General features: G+C 47.2%; 20 protein-coding genes and 1 tRNA gene. 15 read left to right on the top strand and 6 right to left on the bottom strand.

Annotated elements, in window-relative coordinates:
• The first annotated feature begins 4 nt into the window (after nt 1-4).
• From AC3AP5_RS02835 to AC3AP5_RS02850, 4 genes are all read left to right on the top strand, one after another.
• Nucleotides 5-81 (top strand) — tRNA-Arg (locus AC3AP5_RS02835).
• Between the two features lie 225 nt (nt 82-306).
• Nucleotides 307-552: an OadG family protein gene (locus AC3AP5_RS02840; RefSeq protein WP_006956593.1), complete on the top strand. Its 246-nt coding sequence runs from the start codon at nt 307-309 to the stop codon at nt 550-552.
• A gap of 24 nt (nt 553-576) precedes the next feature.
• Nucleotides 577-2,379 (top strand): sodium-extruding oxaloacetate decarboxylase subunit alpha, encoded by a 1,803-nt coding sequence (oadA, locus tag AC3AP5_RS02845; protein ID WP_006956595.1) that lies wholly within the window; start codon nt 577-579, stop codon nt 2,377-2,379.
• Between the two features lie 3 nt (nt 2,380-2,382).
• Entirely contained in the window at nt 2,383-3,510 is a 1,128-nt protein-coding gene (locus AC3AP5_RS02850; protein WP_006956596.1) for a sodium ion-translocating decarboxylase subunit beta, read from the top strand.
• A 19-nt stretch (nt 3,511-3,529) separates the two neighbouring features.
• Here AC3AP5_RS02850 and AC3AP5_RS02855 read toward each other — a convergent pair whose 3' ends face one another.
• Both AC3AP5_RS02855 and AC3AP5_RS02860 read right to left on the bottom strand, forming a co-directional pair.
• The gene (locus tag AC3AP5_RS02855; RefSeq protein WP_006956601.1) at nt 3,530-3,712 is read right to left on the bottom strand and encodes a hypothetical protein; all 183 of its coding nucleotides are present in this window, start codon (nt 3,710-3,712) and stop codon (nt 3,530-3,532) included.
• Complete coding sequence (locus AC3AP5_RS02860; protein ID WP_006956602.1) at nt 3,709-6,315, bottom strand: response regulator; 2,607 nt, start codon at nt 6,313-6,315, stop codon at nt 3,709-3,711. The genes AC3AP5_RS02855 and AC3AP5_RS02860 overlap by 4 nt, the downstream gene beginning before the upstream one ends.
• 155 nt (nt 6,316-6,470) lie before the next feature.
• Between AC3AP5_RS02860 and gshA the strand changes: the two genes are divergently transcribed.
• On the top strand, nt 6,471-8,078 hold the full coding sequence (gene gshA / locus AC3AP5_RS02865; RefSeq protein WP_272977949.1) for a glutamate--cysteine ligase: 1,608 nt from the start codon (nt 6,471-6,473) through the stop codon (nt 8,076-8,078).
• 128 nt (nt 8,079-8,206) lie between these two features.
• Nucleotides 8,207-8,842, top strand: a complete 636-nt coding sequence (locus AC3AP5_RS02870) for a transglycosylase SLT domain-containing protein (RefSeq protein WP_006956606.1) — start codon at nt 8,207-8,209, stop codon at nt 8,840-8,842.
• A gap of 23 nt (nt 8,843-8,865) precedes the next feature.
• On the opposite strand, the gene AC3AP5_RS02875 is transcribed toward AC3AP5_RS02870, so the two are convergent.
• On the bottom strand, nt 8,866-10,164 hold the full coding sequence (locus AC3AP5_RS02875; RefSeq protein WP_040488136.1) for an HlyC/CorC family transporter: 1,299 nt from the start codon (nt 10,162-10,164) through the stop codon (nt 8,866-8,868).
• 69 nt (nt 10,165-10,233) lie between these two features.
• Complete coding sequence (locus AC3AP5_RS02880; RefSeq protein WP_006956610.1) at nt 10,234-11,031, bottom strand: cytochrome C assembly family protein; 798 nt, start codon at nt 11,029-11,031, stop codon at nt 10,234-10,236.
• Nucleotides 11,032-11,188: 157 nt separating this feature from the next.
• Here AC3AP5_RS02880 and ffh point away from each other — a divergent pair, with 157 nt between their 5' ends.
• From ffh to tyrA, 7 genes are all read left to right on the top strand, one after another.
• Nucleotides 11,189-12,553 carry a signal recognition particle protein gene (gene ffh / locus AC3AP5_RS02885; protein ID WP_006956611.1) on the top strand — a complete coding sequence of 455 codons (1,365 nt, stop codon included), beginning with the start codon at nt 11,189-11,191 and terminating at the stop codon, nt 12,551-12,553.
• Between the two features lie 142 nt (nt 12,554-12,695).
• Nucleotides 12,696-12,944 (top strand): 30S ribosomal protein S16, encoded by a 249-nt coding sequence (gene rpsP, locus AC3AP5_RS02890; RefSeq protein WP_006956612.1) that lies wholly within the window; start codon nt 12,696-12,698, stop codon nt 12,942-12,944.
• 26 nt (nt 12,945-12,970) lie between these two features.
• The gene (gene rimM, locus AC3AP5_RS02895; protein WP_272977659.1) at nt 12,971-13,516 is read left to right on the top strand and encodes a ribosome maturation factor RimM; all 546 of its coding nucleotides are present in this window, start codon (nt 12,971-12,973) and stop codon (nt 13,514-13,516) included.
• Between the two features lie 8 nt (nt 13,517-13,524).
• Nucleotides 13,525-14,271: a tRNA (guanosine(37)-N1)-methyltransferase TrmD gene (gene trmD, locus AC3AP5_RS02900; protein ID WP_272977658.1), complete on the top strand. Its 747-nt coding sequence runs from the start codon at nt 13,525-13,527 to the stop codon at nt 14,269-14,271.
• 31 nt (nt 14,272-14,302) lie between these two features.
• Nucleotides 14,303-14,659: a 50S ribosomal protein L19 gene (gene rplS / locus AC3AP5_RS02905; RefSeq protein WP_006956616.1), complete on the top strand. Its 357-nt coding sequence runs from the start codon at nt 14,303-14,305 to the stop codon at nt 14,657-14,659.
• A gap of 72 nt (nt 14,660-14,731) precedes the next feature.
• Complete coding sequence (locus AC3AP5_RS02910; RefSeq protein WP_006956617.1) at nt 14,732-15,331, top strand: DNA-J related domain-containing protein; 600 nt, start codon at nt 14,732-14,734, stop codon at nt 15,329-15,331.
• A 21-nt stretch (nt 15,332-15,352) separates the two neighbouring features.
• Nucleotides 15,353-16,501 (top strand): bifunctional chorismate mutase/prephenate dehydrogenase, encoded by a 1,149-nt coding sequence (gene tyrA, locus AC3AP5_RS02915; RefSeq protein ID WP_006956618.1) that lies wholly within the window; start codon nt 15,353-15,355, stop codon nt 16,499-16,501.
• Here the strand turns inward: tyrA and AC3AP5_RS02920 are convergent.
• Nucleotides 16,491-16,856, bottom strand: a complete 366-nt coding sequence (locus AC3AP5_RS02920; protein ID WP_006956619.1) for a response regulator — start codon at nt 16,854-16,856, stop codon at nt 16,491-16,493. The genes tyrA and AC3AP5_RS02920 overlap by 11 nt on opposite strands.
• Before the next feature lie 88 nt (nt 16,857-16,944).
• Here AC3AP5_RS02920 and AC3AP5_RS02925 point away from each other — a divergent pair, with 88 nt between their 5' ends.
• Nucleotides 16,945-17,589, top strand: coding sequence for a cytochrome b/b6 domain-containing protein (locus tag AC3AP5_RS02925; RefSeq protein ID WP_006956620.1), 645 nt, complete (start codon nt 16,945-16,947; stop codon nt 17,587-17,589).
• A 19-nt stretch (nt 17,590-17,608) separates the two neighbouring features.
• On the opposite strand, the gene AC3AP5_RS02930 is transcribed toward AC3AP5_RS02925, so the two are convergent.
• On the bottom strand, nt 17,609-18,079 hold the full coding sequence (locus tag AC3AP5_RS02930; protein WP_006956621.1) for a c-type cytochrome: 471 nt from the start codon (nt 18,077-18,079) through the stop codon (nt 17,609-17,611).
• 141 nt (nt 18,080-18,220) lie between these two features.
• Between AC3AP5_RS02930 and AC3AP5_RS02935 the strand changes: the two genes are divergently transcribed.
• A complete protein-coding gene (locus tag AC3AP5_RS02935) occupies nt 18,221-21,298 on the top strand; it encodes an amidohydrolase family protein (protein WP_287830302.1) in 3,078 nt (1,025 codons plus the stop codon).

Here is a 21,298-nt window from a genome sequence, read left to right on the forward strand (position 1 = left end):
ATACGCGCTCGTAGCTCAACTGGATAGAGTACCTGGCTACGAACCAGGCGGTTGGAGGTTCGAGTCCTCCCGAGCGCGCCATCTCTAAGTATTTCATGTAATCCCGCTAATTAAGTTATCCGCTAGTCGATTTGCTGATTTTTATTTCTTATCCTTTATCCTATTGATTTATAAATAATAATTTTATATTTCCACTCATTTATATTCTGAATAGTCAGTATATGCCCCTTTATCCGCTTGCTAAGCCTGTTAGCATAGTATTTAATATTTTTATAACAATTGTACGGAAATCCGCAAGGAGTAGTCGTGTCTGAGTTATTTATAAATGCTGCGGAAATTATGGCTGTAGGGATGACATCCGTTATCGCCTTTTTATTGCTGTTAATTTTTTGCATGTCGATGATGGCAAAATACCTGCCTAAAGGTGCAACCCATGAACCGACGCCGCGAAGCGCACGTAAGCAATCTAAAGCAGGCAACCAACCTTCTGATGATACTGTGGCAGCCATCTCTGCAGCCGTTCACGCCTACCGTACCCAACGCAAAAAATAACGCGAATAACGAGGAGAATTCCATATGAGCAAGCCCCTTAAGTTAACAGAGCTTGTATTTAGAGACGCCCATCAGTCGTTATTAGCTACGCGGCTCCGGCTCGAGGATATGCTACCTATCGCTGACAAAATCGATAAGATTGGATTTTGGTCGGTAGAGTCGTGGGGCGGTGCCACGTTCGACGCGTGTATTCGGTATTTAGGTGAAGATCCTTGGGAACGCATTCGAAAACTTAAAGAAGCGATGCCCAATACCCGCCAGCAGATGTTATTGCGTGGTCAGAATCTCTTGGGTTATCGCCATTACGCTGATGATGTCGTGCGTCGCTTCGTAGAGCGCGCGCGCGAAAACGGTGTCGACGTGTTCCGTATTTTTGATGCAATGAACGACGTGCGGAATTTGAAGACTGCAATTAAAGCGGCAAAAGACGTGGATGGCCATGCACAAGGAACCATGTCTTACACGGTGTCACCGGTGCACACGTTGGAAAAATGGGTGGAGATGGCACAGGAACTCGAAGACCTTGGCTGTGATTCGTTATGTATCAAAGATATGGCAGGTCTATTGCGTCCCAATGATGCATTCGAACTGGTGTCAGCGTTAAAAGAAAAGACCAATTTACCAATCGCAATGCAGTGTCATGCGACAACCGGTCTTAGTGTCGCGACTTACCAAAAATCCATTGATGCCGGTATTGATATGCTGGATACGGCTATATCGCCGATGAGTATGACCTACGGGCACTCGCCGACAGAAACGCTGGTGGCGATGACGGAAGGCTCTGATCGAGATACCGGTTTATCACTTACTGAGCTTGAGGACATAGCCAGTTATTTCCGTGATGTGCGGAAAAAATATGCTCAATTTGAAGGCTCTCTAAAAGGAGTCGACGCGCGTATCTTATTGGCGCAAGTACCTGGCGGTATGCTCACGAATATGGAAAACCAACTTAAAGAGCAGAACGCGCTGGATAAGTTTGATCAAGTATTAGAAGAGATCCCGAAAGTACGCGAGGATCTGGGCTTCATCCCATTGGTTACGCCCACTTCGCAAATTGTCGGTACGCAAGCGGTGCTCAATGTGCTAGGTAAAGAGCGTTATGCCAATATATCAAAGGAGACTGCGGCGGTATTAAAAGGCGAATACGGAGCCACTGCCGCACCAGTCAACAAGGAGTTGCAACAACGTGTGCTTGAAGGCGGCGAGGCGATTACTTGCCGTCCTGCCGATCAAATTGATGATGAGCTCGAAAAGCTGACTCAAGAGCTGAATGAAAAAGCGAAAGCAGATGGTATTCGGCTGGCAGATAACGTCGTCGATGACGTGCTGACCTATGCTTTATTTCCGCAAATCGGTCTGAAGTTTTTACAGAACCGTGATAATCCCGATGCGTTTGAACCTGCGCCATCCGCGGATGAACCTAAAGCCGCTGAAAAGCCCAAGCAGAGTGCTTCGAGCGCAAGTGCCAGCAGCCCAGCGCAGGGCGGTACCGAGCATTATGATGTAGCGGTCAATGGCAAGACTTACCAAGTATCGGTCAGTGCTGCAGGTGAGCTTGAAGCTGTTCAACCTGCGCCGCAATCCAGCTCCGATGACAACGCTCCGACGGGAGAAGGTACGACTGTCGCTGCGCCTTTGGCCGGTAATATCTTCAAGGTCAATGTCAGTGAGGGCGATGAGGTCAGTGCGGGTGATGTGCTTATCGTCATGGAAGCGATGAAAATGGAAACCGACATCAAAGCCGAGCAGGGTGGTACTGTCAGCAGTGTCCATGTTAAGGAAGGCGATGCCGTGTCGGTCGACGATGAATTGGTAACGCTGGGGTAATCCATGGATAAGCTTACGTTGTTATGGCAAACCACCGGATTATCAGCGATTACCGTAGGGCAAACTGCGATGATTATCGTCGGCGGTATCCTGCTGTTCTTGGCCATTGCTAAAAAGTTTGAGCCGCTGCTGTTATTGCCTATCGGCTTTGGTGCGATATTAGCCAATATCCCTCTTGCTGGTTTTACCGAGGCGGGGGGCGTACTTTACTACGTCTACAAAGTAGGTATTGATACCGGCATGTTCCCGCTCATTATCTTCATGGGGGTGGGGGCTTTGACCGACTTTGGTCCACTGCTTGCTAATCCAAAAATGATGCTACTGGGTGGTGCTGCGCAGTTTGGTATCTTTGCAACTTTGTTCGGTGCGATTGCACTAAACTTTGTGCCTGGCATTGAATTTTCGATGGCCGATGCTGCGGCAATATCCATTATCGGTGGCGCCGATGGACCGACAGCTATTTTCTTGGCATCACGACTCGCGCCCGACTTACTCGGAGCCATTGCTGTTGCGGCGTATTCATATATGGCACTAGTGCCTATTATACAACCGCCGATCATGCGTTTACTCACATCAGAATCCGAACGACAGATTAAGATGAAGCAACTACGGCCGGTCGGACGTCGCGAGAAGATTTTCTTCCCTTTAGCCGTTATTTTATTGACGTTATTATTATTGCCAAGTGCAACACCGTTGGTCGGCATGTTCTGTTTAGGTAATCTGATGCGAGAGTCGGGCGTCGTTGAACGTTTAACAAAGACCACGCAGAACGATCTCATCAACATTGTGACGATTTTCTTGGGCTTAGCAGTTGGATCGAAGTTGCAAGCCGAACAGTTCTTGAGCTTCCAAACATTAGGCATTCTAATACTTGGTGCAATTGCATTTGCGATAGGTACCGCCAGCGGCATTTTAATGGCAAAACTGATGGGGAAATTCAGTAAAGAGCCCATCAACCCATTAATTGGGGCTGCAGGGGTGTCGGCGGTTCCAATGGCTGCCCGCGTTGTCAATAAAGTTGGATTAGACTCAAACCAAAGTAACTTTCTGCTGATGCACGCGATGGGACCTAATGTCGCAGGCGTGTTAGGCTCTGCTGTTGCGGCGGGTATTTTACTTGCATTGGTCTAACGTCTGAGGTTGATGTGGCTTACAGGTTACCTCGACCCGTAAGCCACATCATGACTGTGTAAAACACTGCAATCACTGCGCTAACAACGACAATATAAATGAATCCTTTCTGTCCTTGTTTTAAAGTCCAACCGTGAGCCTTTAAGTAAACCAACCAAAGCAAACTCAAAACAAGCGGAATGATGAACATAAAGCGAATCATGATTGCTCCTGTTGTTGATGTTGATAAATCGCCGCTAGATCATTGGCTGCTTGGTGCGCATGGTTTAATGATTTTTCTAACCCAGTAATAGTGTCGGCAACTTTATCTATATTACCCGCTGCCATATGCTTTTCTAGGTCCGCAGCTCGCGTCTGCAACGCTTCTAATCCTAAGTTGGCGGCAGCACCTTTTAGCGAGTGAAAATAGCGACGAGCGCTTTCATGTTGTCCGCGTGTAATGAAATCAGACACTTTCATGGCGCTGTTCTGATACTCATTAAACAATTGCTCAACAAGACGAAGGTATAAGGGAACATTGTGCTGTAATCGAGCAAGTGCTTGTTCGAACTGAATACCTTTTACCTGCGGATAACGAATTCGCTTTTCATCTGCTTGGGCGTGTTCTGATGCTTCTTCTAAATCGGCTGGTTGTGTCGGCTCATCTTCATAATGACCGGGCACACACCACTTAATAATTGCCTTAATTAATTGCTTTTCATCGATCGGCTTAGCAATGTGCCCTTGCATGCCCGCAGAGAGTGAACGCTCTTCGTCACCACTCATGGCGTTAGCTGTCATCGCGAGGATCGGGAGCTGTTTGTAGTCATAGTAAGAGCGTATTTTTTTGGCGGCAGTAAGGCCATCCATGACCGGCATCTGAATATCCATTAACACCAATGCGTACTGTTTTTGTTCGATGGCGTCTAATGCTGCCTGTCCATGTTCGGCGATATCAACTTTAAAACCTTGGCTTTTCAGTAGCTCAAGCGCCACCTGCTGGTTAATCTCATTATCCTCAACCAGTAGGATAGGGGCGCCTTGAATCGCATCGGGTAGGTTGGTCGCCGGAGCGTCTTTTGATGATATGCTATCGTCTCGTTTATATAACGTGGTGGCGAGACTATGACCGAGTGTGGTTGCTGTAAAAGGCTTCGAGAGAATATCGGATATTCCAGCTGCGGCTGCCTGCTCACTCATCTCTTCAGCATAATATCCGGTCGCCAGAATCATCTTAGGCGCCTCGCTAGCGAGTGATTGATACACACGTTGGCACAACGATAGACCGTCCATTCCTGGCAGACGCCAATCCACCAATAGTACATCGTAGGGTTCTAGATCTTCGCGTAGAATATCGAGCGCCTGTTCGGCTGTTCTGCAAACACGGACATCGACTTGGTAGCTGCGCAGCATTTCTTGAATCATTTCACGCGTGCTTAGGTTGTCATCAATGGCGAGTACTCGCTTGCCACGTAACTTTTGGATCAAGTATTGGTGGTGTGAGTCGTCTTGCTCAGGTTGCATCGGCAAGGTTAACTCAATATAAAAGGTGGAGCCTTGACCTACACCGCTAGTAACGCCAATATCGCCACCCATGAGTTGGATTAACCGGCGTGAAATCGCTAAACCCAGCCCCGTACCACCGTATTTGCGCGTCGTTGAGGAGTCCGCTTGCGTGAACGCTTTAAACAGGTTTGCGCGTTGTTCTTCGTCCATCCCAATACCTGTATCGGTAACGGATATGCGTAACCAGACTTTATCGGTATTTTTATCGAGCAACGTAACGGCAACATTGATCTCGCCATCTTCGGTGAATTTAATAGCGTTGCTAACTAAATTGACTAATACCTGATTCAAGCGCAAAGGGTCGCCAAATAGTCGGGTCGGAATATTGGCGGGTAGGTTGATGATAAACTCAAGATCCTTGTCATATGCTTTGTAGGCAAACATGTCCGCTAAAGAGGTCAGAACGTCTTGTAGATCAAAAGGAATACGTTCGATACTGAGCTTGCCTGCGTCAATTTTTGAGAAATCTAAAATATCGTTGATCACACCAAGCAGCGCTTGCGACGATGAGTCGATTACTTTTATATAGCGCTTTTGCTTTTCTGATAACTGCGTTTTTAGGCAAAGGTTGGCCATGCCTACAATGGCGTTAATGGGCGTTCTAATTTCATGGCTCATGTTGGCAAGAAACTCGCCTTTGGCAACATTCGCTTGCTCTGCTGACTCCTTCGCTTGCTCCATTTGCTCTGCAACCGACTTAATTGACGAAATATCGTAGTAACTACCGATGATGCCGATGACATTTTTTTGGTCGTCATAGAGAGGGACGCTGGAGTGCTCTATATAGCGTGTGTTATTTGCTAAATTCAATTCAATTTCCGCATTGCATGACGCTAGGCCGTGCTCGAGCGTGAGACGGTCACGCTCCTGCAGTATGGGGTTTTTCGCCAACCATGCTAATTGGTCATCACGCTTACCTTCAAGCGCTTCAGTGCTGCATTGAATATCGCGCAGAAAAGCATCATTACCACCAAGAAACTCTAAATCGCTATTGCGCCAATAGACACGCGTTGGTAGATCGTTAAACACCTGTTGCAAAAGTTGTTGTGAACTTGCAGTTAGAAAGGGTTGGCGCAGCGGTGATGTCAGCGATGTCTGACGCGTCCAAGTGTAGATGACGGTGCCAGCTATTAATCCAACAACAACCGAAGTCAGTAATACGTAATCACTAAACGGTGCGGGTAAAATCAGATAGCTAATGATGCTAATGAGTTGAAAGGCAATAAAGCCTATTTGAAACCGTGTCCAGAATGTTGTCATTCGCCACTTGCCAAACGCTGTGAAATAAAAAGGTGCTTGTTAAGTGTGCCATGACATCGCCTTAACGCCAAGTTTATTAAGCCAATCATGGACGTGTGAAGTAAATCTAAGTAAGCTAACCGCATGCGTCAAAAAAGGTAGTATCGGAGTCCCTTTTGCAAACTCAATTCGAACGAAAAATCACCGAGCTCACAGAAAACCACTCATCTGCTATTTGGGAAGGTATTCATCGTGGCATCGAGCGTGAAGCTTTACGCGTATTAGAAAATGGTACGCTGGCACCCACGGATCATCCAGAAGCACTCGGTAAAACGCTCACGCACGACACCATTACGACGGATTACTCAGAAAATCTATTGGAGTTTATCACACCCGTTGCTGAATCTATTCGCACGACTTTGTCGCAACTTAAGGACATTCATACTCATACCTTTCAGTCGCTCGGTGATGAGTTGCTGTGGCCGTTGAGTATGCCGTGTTATGTTGGCTCGGATAAAGATATTAGGGTTGCCAAATTTGGCGATTCACATTCTGGACGGATGAAGTCTTTATACCGCGTGGGCTTGACCCACCGCTACGGTGCAACCATGCAGATTATTTCTGGCGTGCATTTTAACTTCTCTGTGCCAGAAGCATTGTGGACAGCAATCGCTAAAGATGAACAGATTGAAGATAACGCCGCATTTCGTTCGGAAAAGTACTTTGCATTGATTCGAAACTATAAACGTTTATCGTGGGTTATCCCATTTTTGTTCGGTGCTTCACCGGCACTCTGCGAGTCCTTTTTTACACAGACCCAAACAGAGAGTAAGTTAACCGAATGGGACTTCGCTAAACTGGGTAAAGGTACCTGCTATTTGCCTTACGGCACTTCGCTGCGCATGAGTGATCTGGGTTACACCAATAAAGAGCAAGCCAGTTTAAAAATCACCTACAACAACTTAGACGAGTATGTTGCAGGCTTACGTCGTGCTATTACAACACCATCGCAAAACTTTAAATCCATTGGTGTTAAAGAGGCGGGTGAGTACCGTCAGTTGAACAGTAATATTTTGCAAATTGAAAATGAGTTTTACTCGCCTATTCGACCAAAGCGCACGGCAAAAGGTGGTGAAACGCCGACACAAGCACTTGAGCGCGGTGGGGTCGAGTATATTGAAGTTCGCGCATTGGATGTAAACCCATTTAGTGAAGTGGGTATTACCGCGCAACAAATAAAATTCTTGGATCTGTTGCTGCTCTACTGTCTGCTGTCAGAAAGCGCGCCAATGGATTGGGATGCCCAACAAGAAACAGACCAGAACTTTAACAAAGTAGTGATGCAAGGACGTAATCCATCGCTGAGTTTGAGGCAAAATGGGCATGATCGCCTGATGACTGATTGGCTTGAAGAACTCTTTGCCGAACTTGCTGCTTTAGCGCGTACGATGGATTTGTCTCCGCACTCTGAGTCTGGGTATGTTGAAGCTATCGAGTCGCTATATCCCTGTGTCCTGAATCCTGAGCTTACTTTGTCGGGGCAAGTACTGGAGATATTGCGTAGCAACAATTGGGACGCAAGTCGACTTGGAAAAGAGCTAGCGCTTAAATATAAGCGGATGTTCAGTGAAGCCTCGTATGAATTTTTTACTAAAAACGACTTTTTACAATGGAAGCAAAGCTCGGAGAAAAAGTTTGCGGAGCGTAAAGCGTCGGATAATGTAGTTGATTTTGATACGTTCTTGCGTGACTATTTCGAAAAAGCGAAGTGTTCAGGGCGTTAGTGAACTACTGAGTCTTAGTAATGCATAATAGAAAAAGGCGCAACGGAAAGCCGCTGCGCCAAACAGTTCAGGGGTGAACACAACATAACGTTTACTCTGATACGTGTGTCATTAAAAAGTTCAAAATCATGCAAAAAAAATTTTATCAACGTAGCTCATTGATAGCCTCTGTCGTCTTAACGGCTGCGTTAACAGGTTGCGCGACACCCCCGCCTCAGTCACCTGAAAACATCTGTGATATTTTTGAGGAGCACAACGACTGGTATCACGCGGCCGCTGATGCCCGCGAACGTTGGGGAGTGCCCATCCATGTTCCCATGGCGATGATGTACCAAGAAAGCTCCTTTAAACATGATGCTGTGCCACCGCGGTACTATTTTCTTGGCTTTATACCCTGGGGTCGGGTGAGCTCGGCATATGGTTACTCGCAAGCCAAGGATATGACGTGGGAAGATTACCAACGCGAAACGGGAAACGGTTGGGCGAGCAGAAGCGACTTTGAGGATGCAGTCGATTTTATGGGATGGTTTATCTATAAGAGCTATGAAATCAACGGCGTGTCGAAGTGGGATGCTTATGCGCAGTATTTGAATTACCACGAGGGGTGGGGGGGATATGCTCGTAAAACCTACCTCAGTAAGCCTTGGCTCGTGAAAGTATCAAAACAAGTGAAAAGTCGTTCACTGCGATACGCTACGCAACTCAAAACCTGTGAGGACGATCTGAAACATGGTTGGCTGTATAACTTGTTTTTTGACTGGTAAGCGTCACATACTAGCCAGCGGCATTATTCACCGCTGGCCGAACTAGGTTCTTTAAAGTGCTGAGGTAAAACGCGCACTTGTTTAATCATCGTGTCACCGACTTCAATGAGTTCCACCGGGTAACCGCCTAGTCGTAGACTCAGTCGTGCATGGGGAATGTCTCCGAACTGTTCTATCACCAATCCACTGAGCGTTTTCGGGCCATCCGTAGGAAAGTGCCAATTCATTTCTTTGTTAAGCTCACGAAGGTTCGCAGCTCCCTCAACTAGATAGCTACCGTCAGGCTGGGCAACGGCTGTTTCGCTCGGTTGCGGTGCCATCGATGTGGTAAAGTCACCGACAATCTCTTCCAGAATATCTTCGAGAGTAACGAGTCCTTGAATATCGCCATACTCGTCAACGACCAAGCCAATACGTTCTTTGCGGTGCTGAAACTTAAGTAGCTGTACGTTAAGCGGTGTGCCTTCGGGAATAAAGTAAATATCCCGTGCTGCACGAACGAGTGTCGCTTTATCGGCTTCAAATTGGTTTTTGGTCATGAGACGCATGACATCGCGTGCGTGTAAAAATCCCACGGCATCATCGATATCGTTGCGGTATAGCAGTACTCGGGTGTGTTGCGCATGCTCGATTTTCTTAATGATCCGAGACCAGTCATCGTTGATGTCAATACCAACGATTTCGTTGCGTGGAATCATGACATCTTCGACGGTTACCTTTTCCAAGTCTAAGATGCTCAAAAGCATCTCTTGGTGAGATGCTGGAATCATGTTTCCTGCCTCGTTCACCACCGCACGAAGCTCCTCGGAGTTGAGTGCATCACCAACTTGTGCGCGTTTAGGGTCAACGCCTAATATTCGCATAAATGTGTTGGTAATAAAGTTTACACTGGTCACGAAAGGATACATGCCAATAAGTAGCGGTCGCAAAATCAGAGAGCTGGGGAATGCGATTCGTTCAGGATGTAAAGCTGCAATAGTTTTTGGTGTCACTTCCGCAAAAATTAATATGATCAGCGTAAGTGCAAGCGTTGCGATGACAATACCTGCATCCCCAAACCAACGAATACATAAAATAGTGGCAATGGAGGAAGCCGCGATATTCACCAAGTTATTACCAATCAGGATCAGGCCGATTAACCGGTCAGGGCGCTCCAGCAGGAACTGCACTCGACGTGCGCCATGATGATTGTTTTGCACCAGATGCCTTAACCGATAGCGGTTGATCGACATCATGCCCGTTTCCGAGCCGGAAAAATATGCAGAAAGAGCGATGAGAACTACGAGTATTACGAGTAACATACTCGTCGATATATCGTCCAAACTTACTACCCTCTTAGTCGTTGCGAATCTGACAATTTAGTGTTTTCAGCCATTAAGTCAAGCTTAGACTTAACTGAGAATGATATCTTTGACAAAGCGACTGCCAAAATACCCTAATGTAAGTAGGACTGTTCCTAAAATACTTAATACCATCACTGGTTTGCCTCGTAATCCTGTCGCCTTATGCGCCACATAAGTTACGATATAAACGAGCGCTGCAGCCATCGCAAGAATCGTTTTATGGGCTTGGTTTTGTGCGAACATATCGTCTAGAAAAGCAAAGCCTGATGCAATTGCGAGAATCAATAATAGAGTTCCCGCGGACAGCAACCTAAAGAAATAGCGTTCGATATTCATTAACGGTGGAAGCTGTTTAAACAGGCCACTGGTTTTTTTGGTTTTAAGTAAATAGTTAATATAGCTGGCTTGAATCGCGTACAACGTGGCTAGGGCGAGTACCCCATACGCGACTAATGAAAGGACAATGTGAATAACCAGTCCATGCCCAAAACCAATATAAGCGCCAAGATCCGCTGGTGTTAGTACGAGCAACAGGGCTGAAAGGGCCGCAAACAAATAGATAACGGGTTTAAGTAACAAACTATTGGATTGTTTGACACGGAACAGCGACAACAACGCAATCAGCCAAGCAACAATCGATAAACTAGAAGATACGTTTAGGTGATCGAATTCATCGCTGGCTAAGCGCATGTAAATTAAGCCGCCATGGCAGATTAATGCCAAAATAGCTGATACCCAACTAACGATAGTGAGCGGAGAACGTGGTCTGAAAACCTGTTGCAGCATAAATAGCGCACTGGCGACATAAAGCACGAGTGTCGCACTGAGTAATGCGGAAATAAGCACTGCGGTTGCTTCCCTAGTTTAACTAAAGTACGAATGAGTATACGCCCTTGATTAATTAAACCCAAGCGCTCTAAGGGCGAAACTTTGTTGGTTTTCAGATATACTATCCCCATAATATAAATTAGCTCGTTTTGCGACAACAGAAGAGATCGCGGTTATGTTTGAGAATTTAAGCGAACGTCTCACCCAGACGTTGCGAAGCATTGGCGGCAAAGGTCGTCTGACAGAAGACAATATCAAGTCAACGTTGCGCGAAGTGCGTATGGCGTTACTTGAGGCTGACGTTGCCTTGCCTGTCGTGAAGGAATTTATTGGCAAAGTAAAAGAGCGTGCGGTAGGCACCGAGGTCAACAAGAGCCTAACGCCAGGCCAAGTGTTTGTTAAAATCGTCCAATCAGAGCTTGAAGCCGCGATGGGCGAAGCTAACGTACCGCTTGATTTAAGCACGCAACCGCCTGCGGTGATTTTGATGGCGGGTTTGCAAGGTGCGGGTAAAACAACATCAGTTGGTAAGTTGGCAAAATACCTTAAAGAGCGCCAGAAGAAAAAAGTCATGGTGGTCAGTGCGGACATCTATCGTCCGGCGGCGATTAAACAGCTCGAGACCTTGGCCGAACAAGTGGATGTATCGTTTTTCCCATCGACAACAGCACAGAGCCCGGTTGAAATTGCTCAAGGCGCGATTGCGGAAGCTAAAAAGCAGTTTGTTGATGTGGTGCTCGTGGATACTGCCGGTCGCTTAACGATCGACGAAGATATGATGCAGGAAATTCAACACCTGCACACCGAGATCAAGCCGGTTGAGACACTCTTCGTTGTTGACTCAATGACAGGTCAAGACGCTGCGAATACGGCGAAAGCATTTAACGAAGCACTGCCATTGACCGGGGTTATCTTGACCAAAACCGACGGTGATGCGCGGGGTGGTGCTGCGTTATCGATTCGTCATATAACGGGTAAGCCCATCAAGTTTTTAGGTGTTGGCGAAAAGACCGATGCCCTTGAACCGTTCCACCCAGACCGTGTAGCGTCGCGTATTCTTGGTATGGGCGACATCTTGTCGCTGGTGGAAGAGGTCGAGCAAAAAGTTGACCGCGAGAAAGCCGAAAAGGTTGCTCGCAAGGTTATGAAGAAGGGTCAGTTTTCGCTGGAAGACTTTCGTGATCAGTTAGCTCAGATGCGTGAAATGGGCGGAATGATGGGGTTGATGTCAAAAATGCCCGGTATGGGCAAAATGACCGACCAAATCAAGGGGCAAATGGATGACAAAATGACCCTACGCATGGAAGCCATCATTAACTCGATGACACCTAAAGAGCGTCAACATCCAGACGTCATCAAGGGATCGCGCAAGCGTCGAATTGCGGCGGGTTCTGGCACCCAAGTGCAAGACGTCAACAAGCTGTTGAAACAATTTCAGCAAATGCAAAAAATGATGAAGAAGATGAAAGGTGGTGGCATGCAAAAAATGATGCGTGGCATGGGCGGCAAACTACCGCCTGGGATGTTTGGAGGCCGTTAATCCCAACCTCGCCTTTATCGCCCGATAAGCTTGCATTTGTTGTAAAAATCAGTAGAATTGCCGAGCCTTCCGAACCTATCGGAGGGCTTTGCTGTTTATAGCAATTACGTTTTACATTTACACAGAAAAATTGAGGAACGCAATGGTAACCATTCGTTTACAACGTGGTGGCGCTAAAAAACGCCCCTTCTACCAAATGGTAGTCGCAGACAGTCGCAACGCTCGCGACGGTCGTTTCATCGAGAACGTAGGCTTCTTTAACCCGGTAGCTCGTGGTCAAGAAGAGCGCCTTCGTGTTGACTTAGATCGTATCGAACACTGGGTATCTCAAGGTGCATCGCTTTCTGAGCGTGTTGCACGTTTGGTTAAAGACGCGCGCGCAGCGGCGTAATTAACTAGGCAGTAGGGAGCGAAGTAATGACGAAACAAACATCAGACGCATTAGTCGTCGGCCACATCGGTGCCGTCTACGGTGTCAAAGGATGGTTGAAAATTCAGTCATTTACAGAGAACCCTGAAGATATCTTTGATTATACCCCTTGGACTCTGCAGGGGAATGCAGCTCGCCAAACGACGGAAGAAGTCGTTAATGTGGTTCAGTGGCGTCGTCATAACAATGGGCTTATTGCTCAGTTAGAAGGCATCAACGACCGCGAATTAGCAGCGACAAAAACCGGTTTGAGCATTTGCATTAACGCAGAGAAATTGCCTGAGTTAGCTGATGACGAATTTTACTGGCGTGACCTTATCGGATTACGTGTGGTAAATAAGCAAGGCTACGATATGGGTGTAGTAGAGCAAATCATGCCGACCGCAGCCAATGATGTATTGGTCGTGACGGCAAACTCAAATGATGCGTTTGGAAAGTCTGAGCGACTGATTCCGTTTGTGCAAAGCCAGTATGTACTGGACGTGGACAACGAGAAGCAGCAAATTCAGGTGGACTGGCCCGCAGATTTTTGAGGCAAACAATGCACATTGGTGTCATTAGTTTGTTTCCAGATATGTTTTCGGCGATCACTGAACATGGTGTGACACGTCGGGCTATCAAGGAAGATTTGCTAACGGTTTCGGTATGGAACCCTCGCGATTTTACTCATGATAAACATCGCACGGTTGATGATCGCCCATACGGCGGTGGTCCCGGAATGTTAATGATGGTGAAACCTTTAGTCGATGCGATTAATGCAGCTAAAGCCGCGTTGGGTGAAGATACACCGGTTATCTACTTATCACCGCAAGGGCAAACACTTGATCATGGTGGCGTGACGCAATTAGCGCAAAATGATCGCATGATACTGATCGCTGGTCGTTATGAAGGCATTGATCAGCGTGTGATTGACCAATATGTCGATGCAGAATGGTCAATAGGTGATTACGTTCTCAGTGGCGGTGAGTTACCAGCAATGGTGCTTATCGATGCGGTGGCTCGAATGGTACCTGGTGTCCTCGGTCACCAAGATTCGGCAGCCGAAGATTCGTTCGCCAATGGGTTACTGGATTGCCCACATTACACGCGGCCCGAGACTTATAATGGTCAGCAGGTTCCGACTGTTCTTTTGAGCGGGAACCACGAAAAAATTCGACAGTGGCGCTTGCAACAAGCTCTGGGTAAAACCTGGTTGCAACGCAAAGAGTTAATTAATCGCCTAGCTCTGACTGACGAGCAGGAACAGTTGCTGAATGAGTTTATTCAACAACAAGAGTCCGAAGACTAACGTACAGTTTATCTAGGAAAGGAGATATACCATGGCAAAAGTAAGCCAGAACATCATTAAGGCTCTTGAAGAAGAGCAAATGAAGAAAGATTTACCGGCATTCGCTCCAGGCGATACGGTTAGTGTAAATGTAAAAGTAGTTGAGGGTAACCGTGAGCGTCTTCAGGCGTTTGAAGGCGTTGTTATCCGTGTTCGTAACCGTGGTTTGCACTCTGCATTCACCGTTCGTAAAGTATCTAGCGGTGAAGGCGTAGAGCGTACTTTCCAAACGCACAGCCCACTGGTCGACAGCATCACTGTTAAGCGTCGTGGTGCAGTACGTCGTGCGAAGCTTTACTATCTACGCGAGCGTTCGGGCAAGTCTGCACGTATCCGCGAGAAGCTGTAAGCAGCATTCGATGCAGAAAAAGCCCGGCAATTCAGTTGCCGGGCTTTTTTTTGTTTGTGCTAGACTGGTTCCATGCAAGCATCGATTCAAATACTAAAAGCAGCGTTAGAAGAACTGCTTAATAAACAGTCACGTTGGACCGAGTACGAGTTAATCCAAGCGCTCAAAGCCGAGCCTTACGTTATTTTTGACGGTCAAGCACTGTCAGATACTCAGGCACTATTCGAAACGCACTTTATTCTGTTTCATTGCCTGTATTTGATTCGCCAAGAATGGTTCGGACATACGGCTCTCGAGATTCACACGCTCGAAATACAAGCAAGGCCAAGCTCGACGAACTTAGATAAAGCCGGCGGCATGACTTCTTTGAAAGCAAACGATCCGCTAGCGGACTATTACTTAGATTGGTCCAACTTTACTGAAACAACACAACAGGATGTGGAACAACTATTAAATGATTTTTGGTCTCGTATGACTGGTTCGACGCCTAAGCGTCAAAGTATGGCACTTGATGAAGCCTGGCAACAGCTTGAGCTAGCGCCCACTTCGGATATGAGCGAAGTCAAACGCCAGTATCGCAAGCGGGTACATCAATGCCATCCCGATAAAGGGGGATCAGTGAGCGAGATGCAAGCAATACAGGTCGCATACCAGCGTATTATAAAGTCGTAGCCGGGGAAGTGAGAAACGCGCATGAATAACGATGCTAAGCAGCAACTAGAACAATTGCGTCAAGCGATTGATAACACCGACTCCCAATTGATTGAGTTAATCAAGCAACGCTCTGAGTTAACTAAACAAGTGGGTGATGTGAAACGGCACCTTCAAGCACCGCTCTATGTTCCTGAACGTGAACAGCAGATGATTTCTGCGCGGCGTCAGCAAGCTGAGCAGATGGAACTCAGCCCCGATCTAATCGAGGATGTATTGCGCCGTATTATTCGTGAGTCCTATCGTACACAAACCGCGCAAGCGACACCTACCTCGTCTGATTTGGAACGACGAGTCGTTATTGTCGGTGGACGTGGTCGTCTAGGCACGCTGTTTTGTCGTTTGTTTAAACAAACCGGTTACACGGTCAAAGTGATTGATAAAGGTGATGCATTGAGTGATATTACCGAGCATCACCCCCAACTGGTTGTTATCGCTGTGCCGGTTAATATCACAGCACAGGTTATCAGCGAACTTCCTAAGTTACCCGATGACTGTGTCTTAGCTGATTTAACCAGTATTAAGCATCAACCTCTGCAGCAGATGTTAGCGCAACATGAAGGTCCTGTCGTAGGACTGCATCCGATGTTTGGTCCCTCAGTACCTAACCTCGCTAAACAGCTTGTGGTTGCATGTGAGGGACGTAAAGCGGAAGCGTACCAGTGGCTTATCGCGCAATTCACTAATTGGGGTGCACATGTAGAGTGGGTTGACTCTCAGGCACATGATTCGAGTATGGGCTGGATTCAAGTGATGCGGCATTTGAGCACCTTTGTGTACGGTGCACATATGGCCGAAGAACAGGCGGACATAGCGCAGCTTTTACAATTAAGTTCGCCGATTTATCGGATGGAATTAATGATGGTTGGACGTCTCTTTGCCCAAAATGCCGATTTGTATGCTGATATCATTCAGTCCCATCCTGAACAATTCGATGTTATCAAACGTTATTTAGCGCGTTTTCAACATACTTTGGATGTGTTAGAGCGGGGTGACAAAGCGAACTTCGTCGAAACATTTCAACAAGTGAATGGGTATTTTGGCGAGTTTGCAGAACAGTTTCTGCAAGAAAGTGAAGCGCTCGTCCAGTTATCGGATGACCAGCGCTTTAGAGGGGCGGCTACCGGCTAACTTGATATTGACTCATCAGTTCGGCAAGTGCGTCTGGAGAAGCAGGTTTATGCAGTGTTGCGTCCATTCCTGCATCTCGGCAGGCTTCCATTTCAGTCGCACTTTGATGACTGGTGATGGCAATAATCGGTGTTTCGGTGTAGTGAGGTTCTGCGCGTAGACGTCGCGCGACTTCATCGCCATTCATGTCCGGCATTTCGTAGTCGATAAAGAAAATATCAATCGTGTTTTGTTGCGCCACTTGCAAAGCCTGAGCACCATTCTCGGCGTGATATAGTGTTCCCGCATACTGTGCCAGCATCGCCTTTAATACTTCCGTGCTGATAAAGTCATCATCAGCAATTAAGATATTCATGATATACGTCCTTATGATACTACCGTTCTTGAGCATTTCGTTTTACCCTAGCACTGAACGTAAGATTTGCCTAGTCAGGAGATAATCTGTGAACGAGAAGTTTCAGCGCATAAAAATCTGGGATAGTTTCATCCGTATTTATCATTGGTTAATGGTCGCGGCCGTTGCTGGGCTGTGGTGGACCGGTGAAGAAGGACGAATGGATCTGCATCAGGATATTGCGATTGCCCTTGCAGCTCTATTAATCACCCGTGTTGGTTGGGGTTTTTTCGGTAGTGAAAACGTTCGTTTTAGCGCGTTTGTCACCTCACCCAAACGGGTTCTGAGTCATTTAGGTGCGCTATTTAGCAAACGCTATGAGTCAGGCAATACACATAGCCCAGCAGGCGCTTATTCGGTTTTACTATTGTTGCTGATATTGATGATTCAAATAGGCACCGGACTTTTTGCGACTGATGGAATACTGTTTTCCGGTCCACTCAATGACTGGGTATCGCCTGATGTAGCGGACTTTTTGACCGACTGGCATAAAACGCAATTTAACGTCATTTTGGGGTTGGTAGCATTACATATTTTGGCGATTTTACTTTATCGCATACTCGGCTACCGGCTGCTGGCAGCCATGATTACCGGGTATCGATACACGGCTAGTCAAGTGCCGAGACTAAAATCGGGTTGGCAAGGCTTGGTAATCGCGCTTGCGGTTTGGTTTATATTGGTGATGCTGCTTTAACAGCATCACCCGCAACAACTTAATCTTTATATTGGTCGTGGCAACCTTTACAGTTTTTCGCCGCGGCCATAAATGCAGGCTTAATCTCATCCATCGAGCCCGAAGCGGCTGCGTCAACGAGGCTATCCGCATCTGTGATGAGTTGATTTGCGCGCGACTCAAAATCTTCCCAATTGTCCCAAATAGCCGGTAATGCATCGGTATCGTCACCAGGCATTGCGCCTTCAACAGCAAAACCATCCCATGGGATATGAGTCAGGCGAGCGAAGTCGCTAGCGCGGTTGCTAAACACTGCGGCATCGTATTGCTCTTCACCCTTCACCATCGCGGCCATTGCGGCAAAGTTATCTCGCATAATGGACAATGCACTTTGACGGTATTTCACCGCTGACTCAGCATCGTTGAATGCATGTTTGTCCGCATGTGCGAAAGTCGACACGCCTAAACACATGACACCAGCCAATACAGCTGAAACTGTTGTATTTTTCATTTTTATATCCTCTGCGCTAGATTATTTAACGATAATATTGCACATTCTATCTGTTATGTCTTGTTACGTATGTTACATACGCTTTAATTTACAATTTTGTCTAACTCTTTACATGAAAATAATAACTACTGGGGAACAACCATGAATGCGAAGCACCAGCTGAGCGCGTTGGCTTTGGCGGTTACGAGCGTTTTCGCAACGTCCGTGAGTGCCGATCAAACGACACGCGTCAATGGCATGCGCGACAATACACCATCGCTCGTTGCTATTCAGAATGCCACCATTACCACGGAGCCTGGGCAATCTATTGTTAATGCGACCTTAGTGATCAATAACGGTAAGATCGTTTCTGTCGCTAAGAACGGTAAAGTACCAGCAGGCGCAAAAGTGATTGATGGTACGGGATATCATATCTATCCAGGCTTCATCGATGCTTACACCGATTATGGTGTTGAGCAAGCGTCTCAACCAGATTGGTCTGAAACGCCCATTTACAACAACCACCGTGAAGGTGGCAACGCAGCCAACGACGCCATCCACGCGCAGCAGCACTGGTACACAACGTTCGAAAACACGCCCGATGCGGCTAAAAAATGGATAGCTAGCGGCTTCACTAGCGTTCAAACAGCACGTTTAGATGGTATTTTGCAAGGTTACGGAGCCACCGTTTCGTTAGCTGACAAAATTGCGAATGAGACGATCTACCAACCCTCGACGCGTCAATTTGGCTCGTTCGATAAGGGAACGTCGCAACAACAATATCCCACTTCGTTAATGGGGAGTATTGCGCTCATACGACAAACGCTATCAGACGCACAGTGGTACGAAAAAGCCTACGGTAAGGAAGCATATAACGGACCGGTCGAATTTAATGCGGCACTTGATGCATTAAAGGACATTGAGCAAACCGGTATCGTTTTCAAAATAGAAGATGAAAAATCGCTATTACGCGCTGATAAAGTATTTGATCAATTTAATGTGCCTGCGATCTACCTAGCCTCAGGCTACGAATACGCGCGTTTAGAACAAGTGAAAGCAACGGATGCTGATCTAATTGTGCCGGTCAACTTCCCCGCAGCCCCAGACGTCTCAGGCGTAGATGCTTACCTTGATGTTGATCTTGCGAAACTCCGCCACTGGGAACGCGCACCTGCTAACCCCGGTATGCTCGCCAACGCAGGCGTTGACTTTGCATTAACGCTGTACGGTTTAGATAAAGCCGATCAATTTTGGCCTAATGTAAAGAAAGCCATGGAAAACGGCTTAACCGAACGCCAAGCCTTAGCCGCACTGACTACCATCCCTGCCAAAATCGCGGGAATCGAAGATAAAGCAGGTAAGCTGCAACAAGGCTACATGGCCGACTTTGTTATGGCTAAAGGTGATTTGTTCAAAGACGGCGTGATCCAGTCGGTTTGGACACAAGGTCAAGAAATTGATTTGATTCCTCGTGAACAAGTGGATTTTGCGGGTGAATATACGACTGACTGGTCGGGTAATTCTTTAACGCTCAACGTGACGGCACAACCAAGCTTCTCGGGCGACGTTAAGTTAGGCGATCAGAGTAGTCAGTTACGTCATCTTGATTCCGGCATTGATCAACTATCTTTTGTGGCTGATCTGGATGTCGCTGGTGAGTCAGGTACGTGGCGCTTTAAGTTGATGCAGACAGCGCAGAATGCAGCTGAGTTAGTGGCTGTGGCGCCAAGCGGTAGCGAACAACGGTTAGCGTTGAACTATCAAGCAACGAACAAAGATGAACAGGCCGCAGAACAAGCAGAGCCGACGTTCGTCAGCGAATTAACGTTCCCGAACGTTGCCTATGGGCAAAAAGGCCTACCAGAGCGTGAAGATGTATTAATTAAAAATGCAACTGTCTGGACCGCAACCGATCAAGGCATATTAGAAAATACCGATGTGTTGGTTCGTGACGGCAACTTTGCTGCAATCGGCAAAAACCTCAGCACGCCAAGTGGTGTTCGTGAAATCGATGGCACCGGTATGCATCTAACCCCGGGTATCATTGACGAACATTCGCACATTGCCATCGACCAAGGGGTGAACGAAGGTTCAGAAGCAGTGACTTCAGAAGTACGCATTGGTGATGTGATAAATTCTGATGATATTCATATTTATCGTTCGCTTGCTGGTGGTACCACGATGGCACAGCTACTACACGGCTCTGCTAACCCGATTGGTGGTCAAGCGCAAGTCATTAAATTGCGTTGGGGCGCCACAGGTGATGTGATGAAGTTTGACGCAGCACCCGCCTCTATCAAGTTCGCTTTGGGTGAAAACGTGAAGCAGAGCAACTGGGGCGATGATATGACGATTCGTTATCCGCAAACACGGATGGGCGTTGAAACTATCATTCGCGATGGCTTCCAAGCCGCACTGGAATACCAAGAGCGTAAACGTGAATACGATCGCTTGAGTGCTGCGGAGAAACGTAAAGCCGCACCGCCACGTCCTGATTACCGTTTAGATGCACTGATTGAAATCATGAATTCTGAGCGTTTTGTTCACGCGCATTCCTACGTGGCATCGGAGATTTTGATGCTGATGCAGGTCGCCGAGGACTTTGGCTTTACCTTAGATACCTTCACCCATATTCTCGAAGGCTACAAGGTGGCTGATGAGATGGCCGCGCACGGGGCGTCAGGTTCGACCTTTGCCGACTGGTGGGCATACAAGTTTGAGGTCTATGATGCGATTCCACAAAACGCCTGCTTAATGCATGATCGCGGTGTACTCACTAGCATTAACTCGGATAGTGAAGATCTGCAACGTCGCTTGAATACCGAGGCGGCCAAGTCGGTGCGTTATTGCGGGATGGAACCGCACGAAGCGCTGAAAATGATCACCATTAATCCAGCGAAGCAGCTCAAGGTCGATCAGTACGTAGGCAGTATCGAGAAAGGTAAAGACGCGGACTTTGTGCTTTGGAACCACTATCCATTGAGCAGCTACGCGCAGGCGCAACAGACTTGGATTAACGGTCGTAAGTTCTTTGACCGTGAACTTGATAAACAACGTCAAGCCCAAGTGAAACAAGAGAAGCAAGCGCTTATTCAAAAAGTTCTTGCAGCGGGCGATGCCGCGAAGCAAGGCGAACAAGACGCGTATAAAAAAGAGCAACCCGAGTGGCACTGCGAAACTCAGCATGACTTTTGGCTCGATCATTTCGCTGCCAAGTCGCATAGCCATGGAGGACATTAA

The sequence above is a fragment of the Idiomarina sp. D18 genome (assembly GCF_057748155.1).

Coding starts and splice junctions, on each gene's coding strand:
- AC3AP5_RS02860 (WP_006956602.1), bottom strand. CDS start 6,315: ATGACAACATTCTGGACACGGTTTCAAATAGGCTTTATTGCCTTTCAA.
- AC3AP5_RS02855 (WP_006956601.1), bottom strand. CDS start 3,712: ATGATTCGCTTTATGTTCATCATTCCGCTTGTTTTGAGTTTGCTTTGG.
- AC3AP5_RS02930 (WP_006956621.1), bottom strand. CDS start 18,079: ATGAAAAATACAACAGTTTCAGCTGTATTGGCTGGTGTCATGTGTTTA.
- trmD (WP_272977658.1), top strand. CDS start 13,525: ATGCACATTGGTGTCATTAGTTTGTTTCCAGATATGTTTTCGGCGATC.
- AC3AP5_RS02910 (WP_006956617.1), top strand. CDS start 14,732: ATGCAAGCATCGATTCAAATACTAAAAGCAGCGTTAGAAGAACTGCTT.
- AC3AP5_RS02850 (WP_006956596.1), top strand. CDS start 2,383: ATGGATAAGCTTACGTTGTTATGGCAAACCACCGGATTATCAGCGATT.
- AC3AP5_RS02870 (WP_006956606.1), top strand. CDS start 8,207: ATGCAAAAAAAATTTTATCAACGTAGCTCATTGATAGCCTCTGTCGTC.
- rpsP (WP_006956612.1), top strand. CDS start 12,696: ATGGTAACCATTCGTTTACAACGTGGTGGCGCTAAAAAACGCCCCTTC.
- AC3AP5_RS02920 (WP_006956619.1), bottom strand. CDS start 16,856: ATGAATATCTTAATTGCTGATGATGACTTTATCAGCACGGAAGTATTA.
- rimM (WP_272977659.1), top strand. CDS start 12,971: ATGACGAAACAAACATCAGACGCATTAGTCGTCGGCCACATCGGTGCC.
- rplS (WP_006956616.1), top strand. CDS start 14,303: ATGGCAAAAGTAAGCCAGAACATCATTAAGGCTCTTGAAGAAGAGCAA.
- oadA (WP_006956595.1), top strand. CDS start 577: ATGAGCAAGCCCCTTAAGTTAACAGAGCTTGTATTTAGAGACGCCCAT.
- AC3AP5_RS02935 (WP_287830302.1), top strand. CDS start 18,221: ATGAATGCGAAGCACCAGCTGAGCGCGTTGGCTTTGGCGGTTACGAGC.
- ffh (WP_006956611.1), top strand. CDS start 11,189: ATGTTTGAGAATTTAAGCGAACGTCTCACCCAGACGTTGCGAAGCATT.
- tyrA (WP_006956618.1), top strand. CDS start 15,353: ATGAATAACGATGCTAAGCAGCAACTAGAACAATTGCGTCAAGCGATT.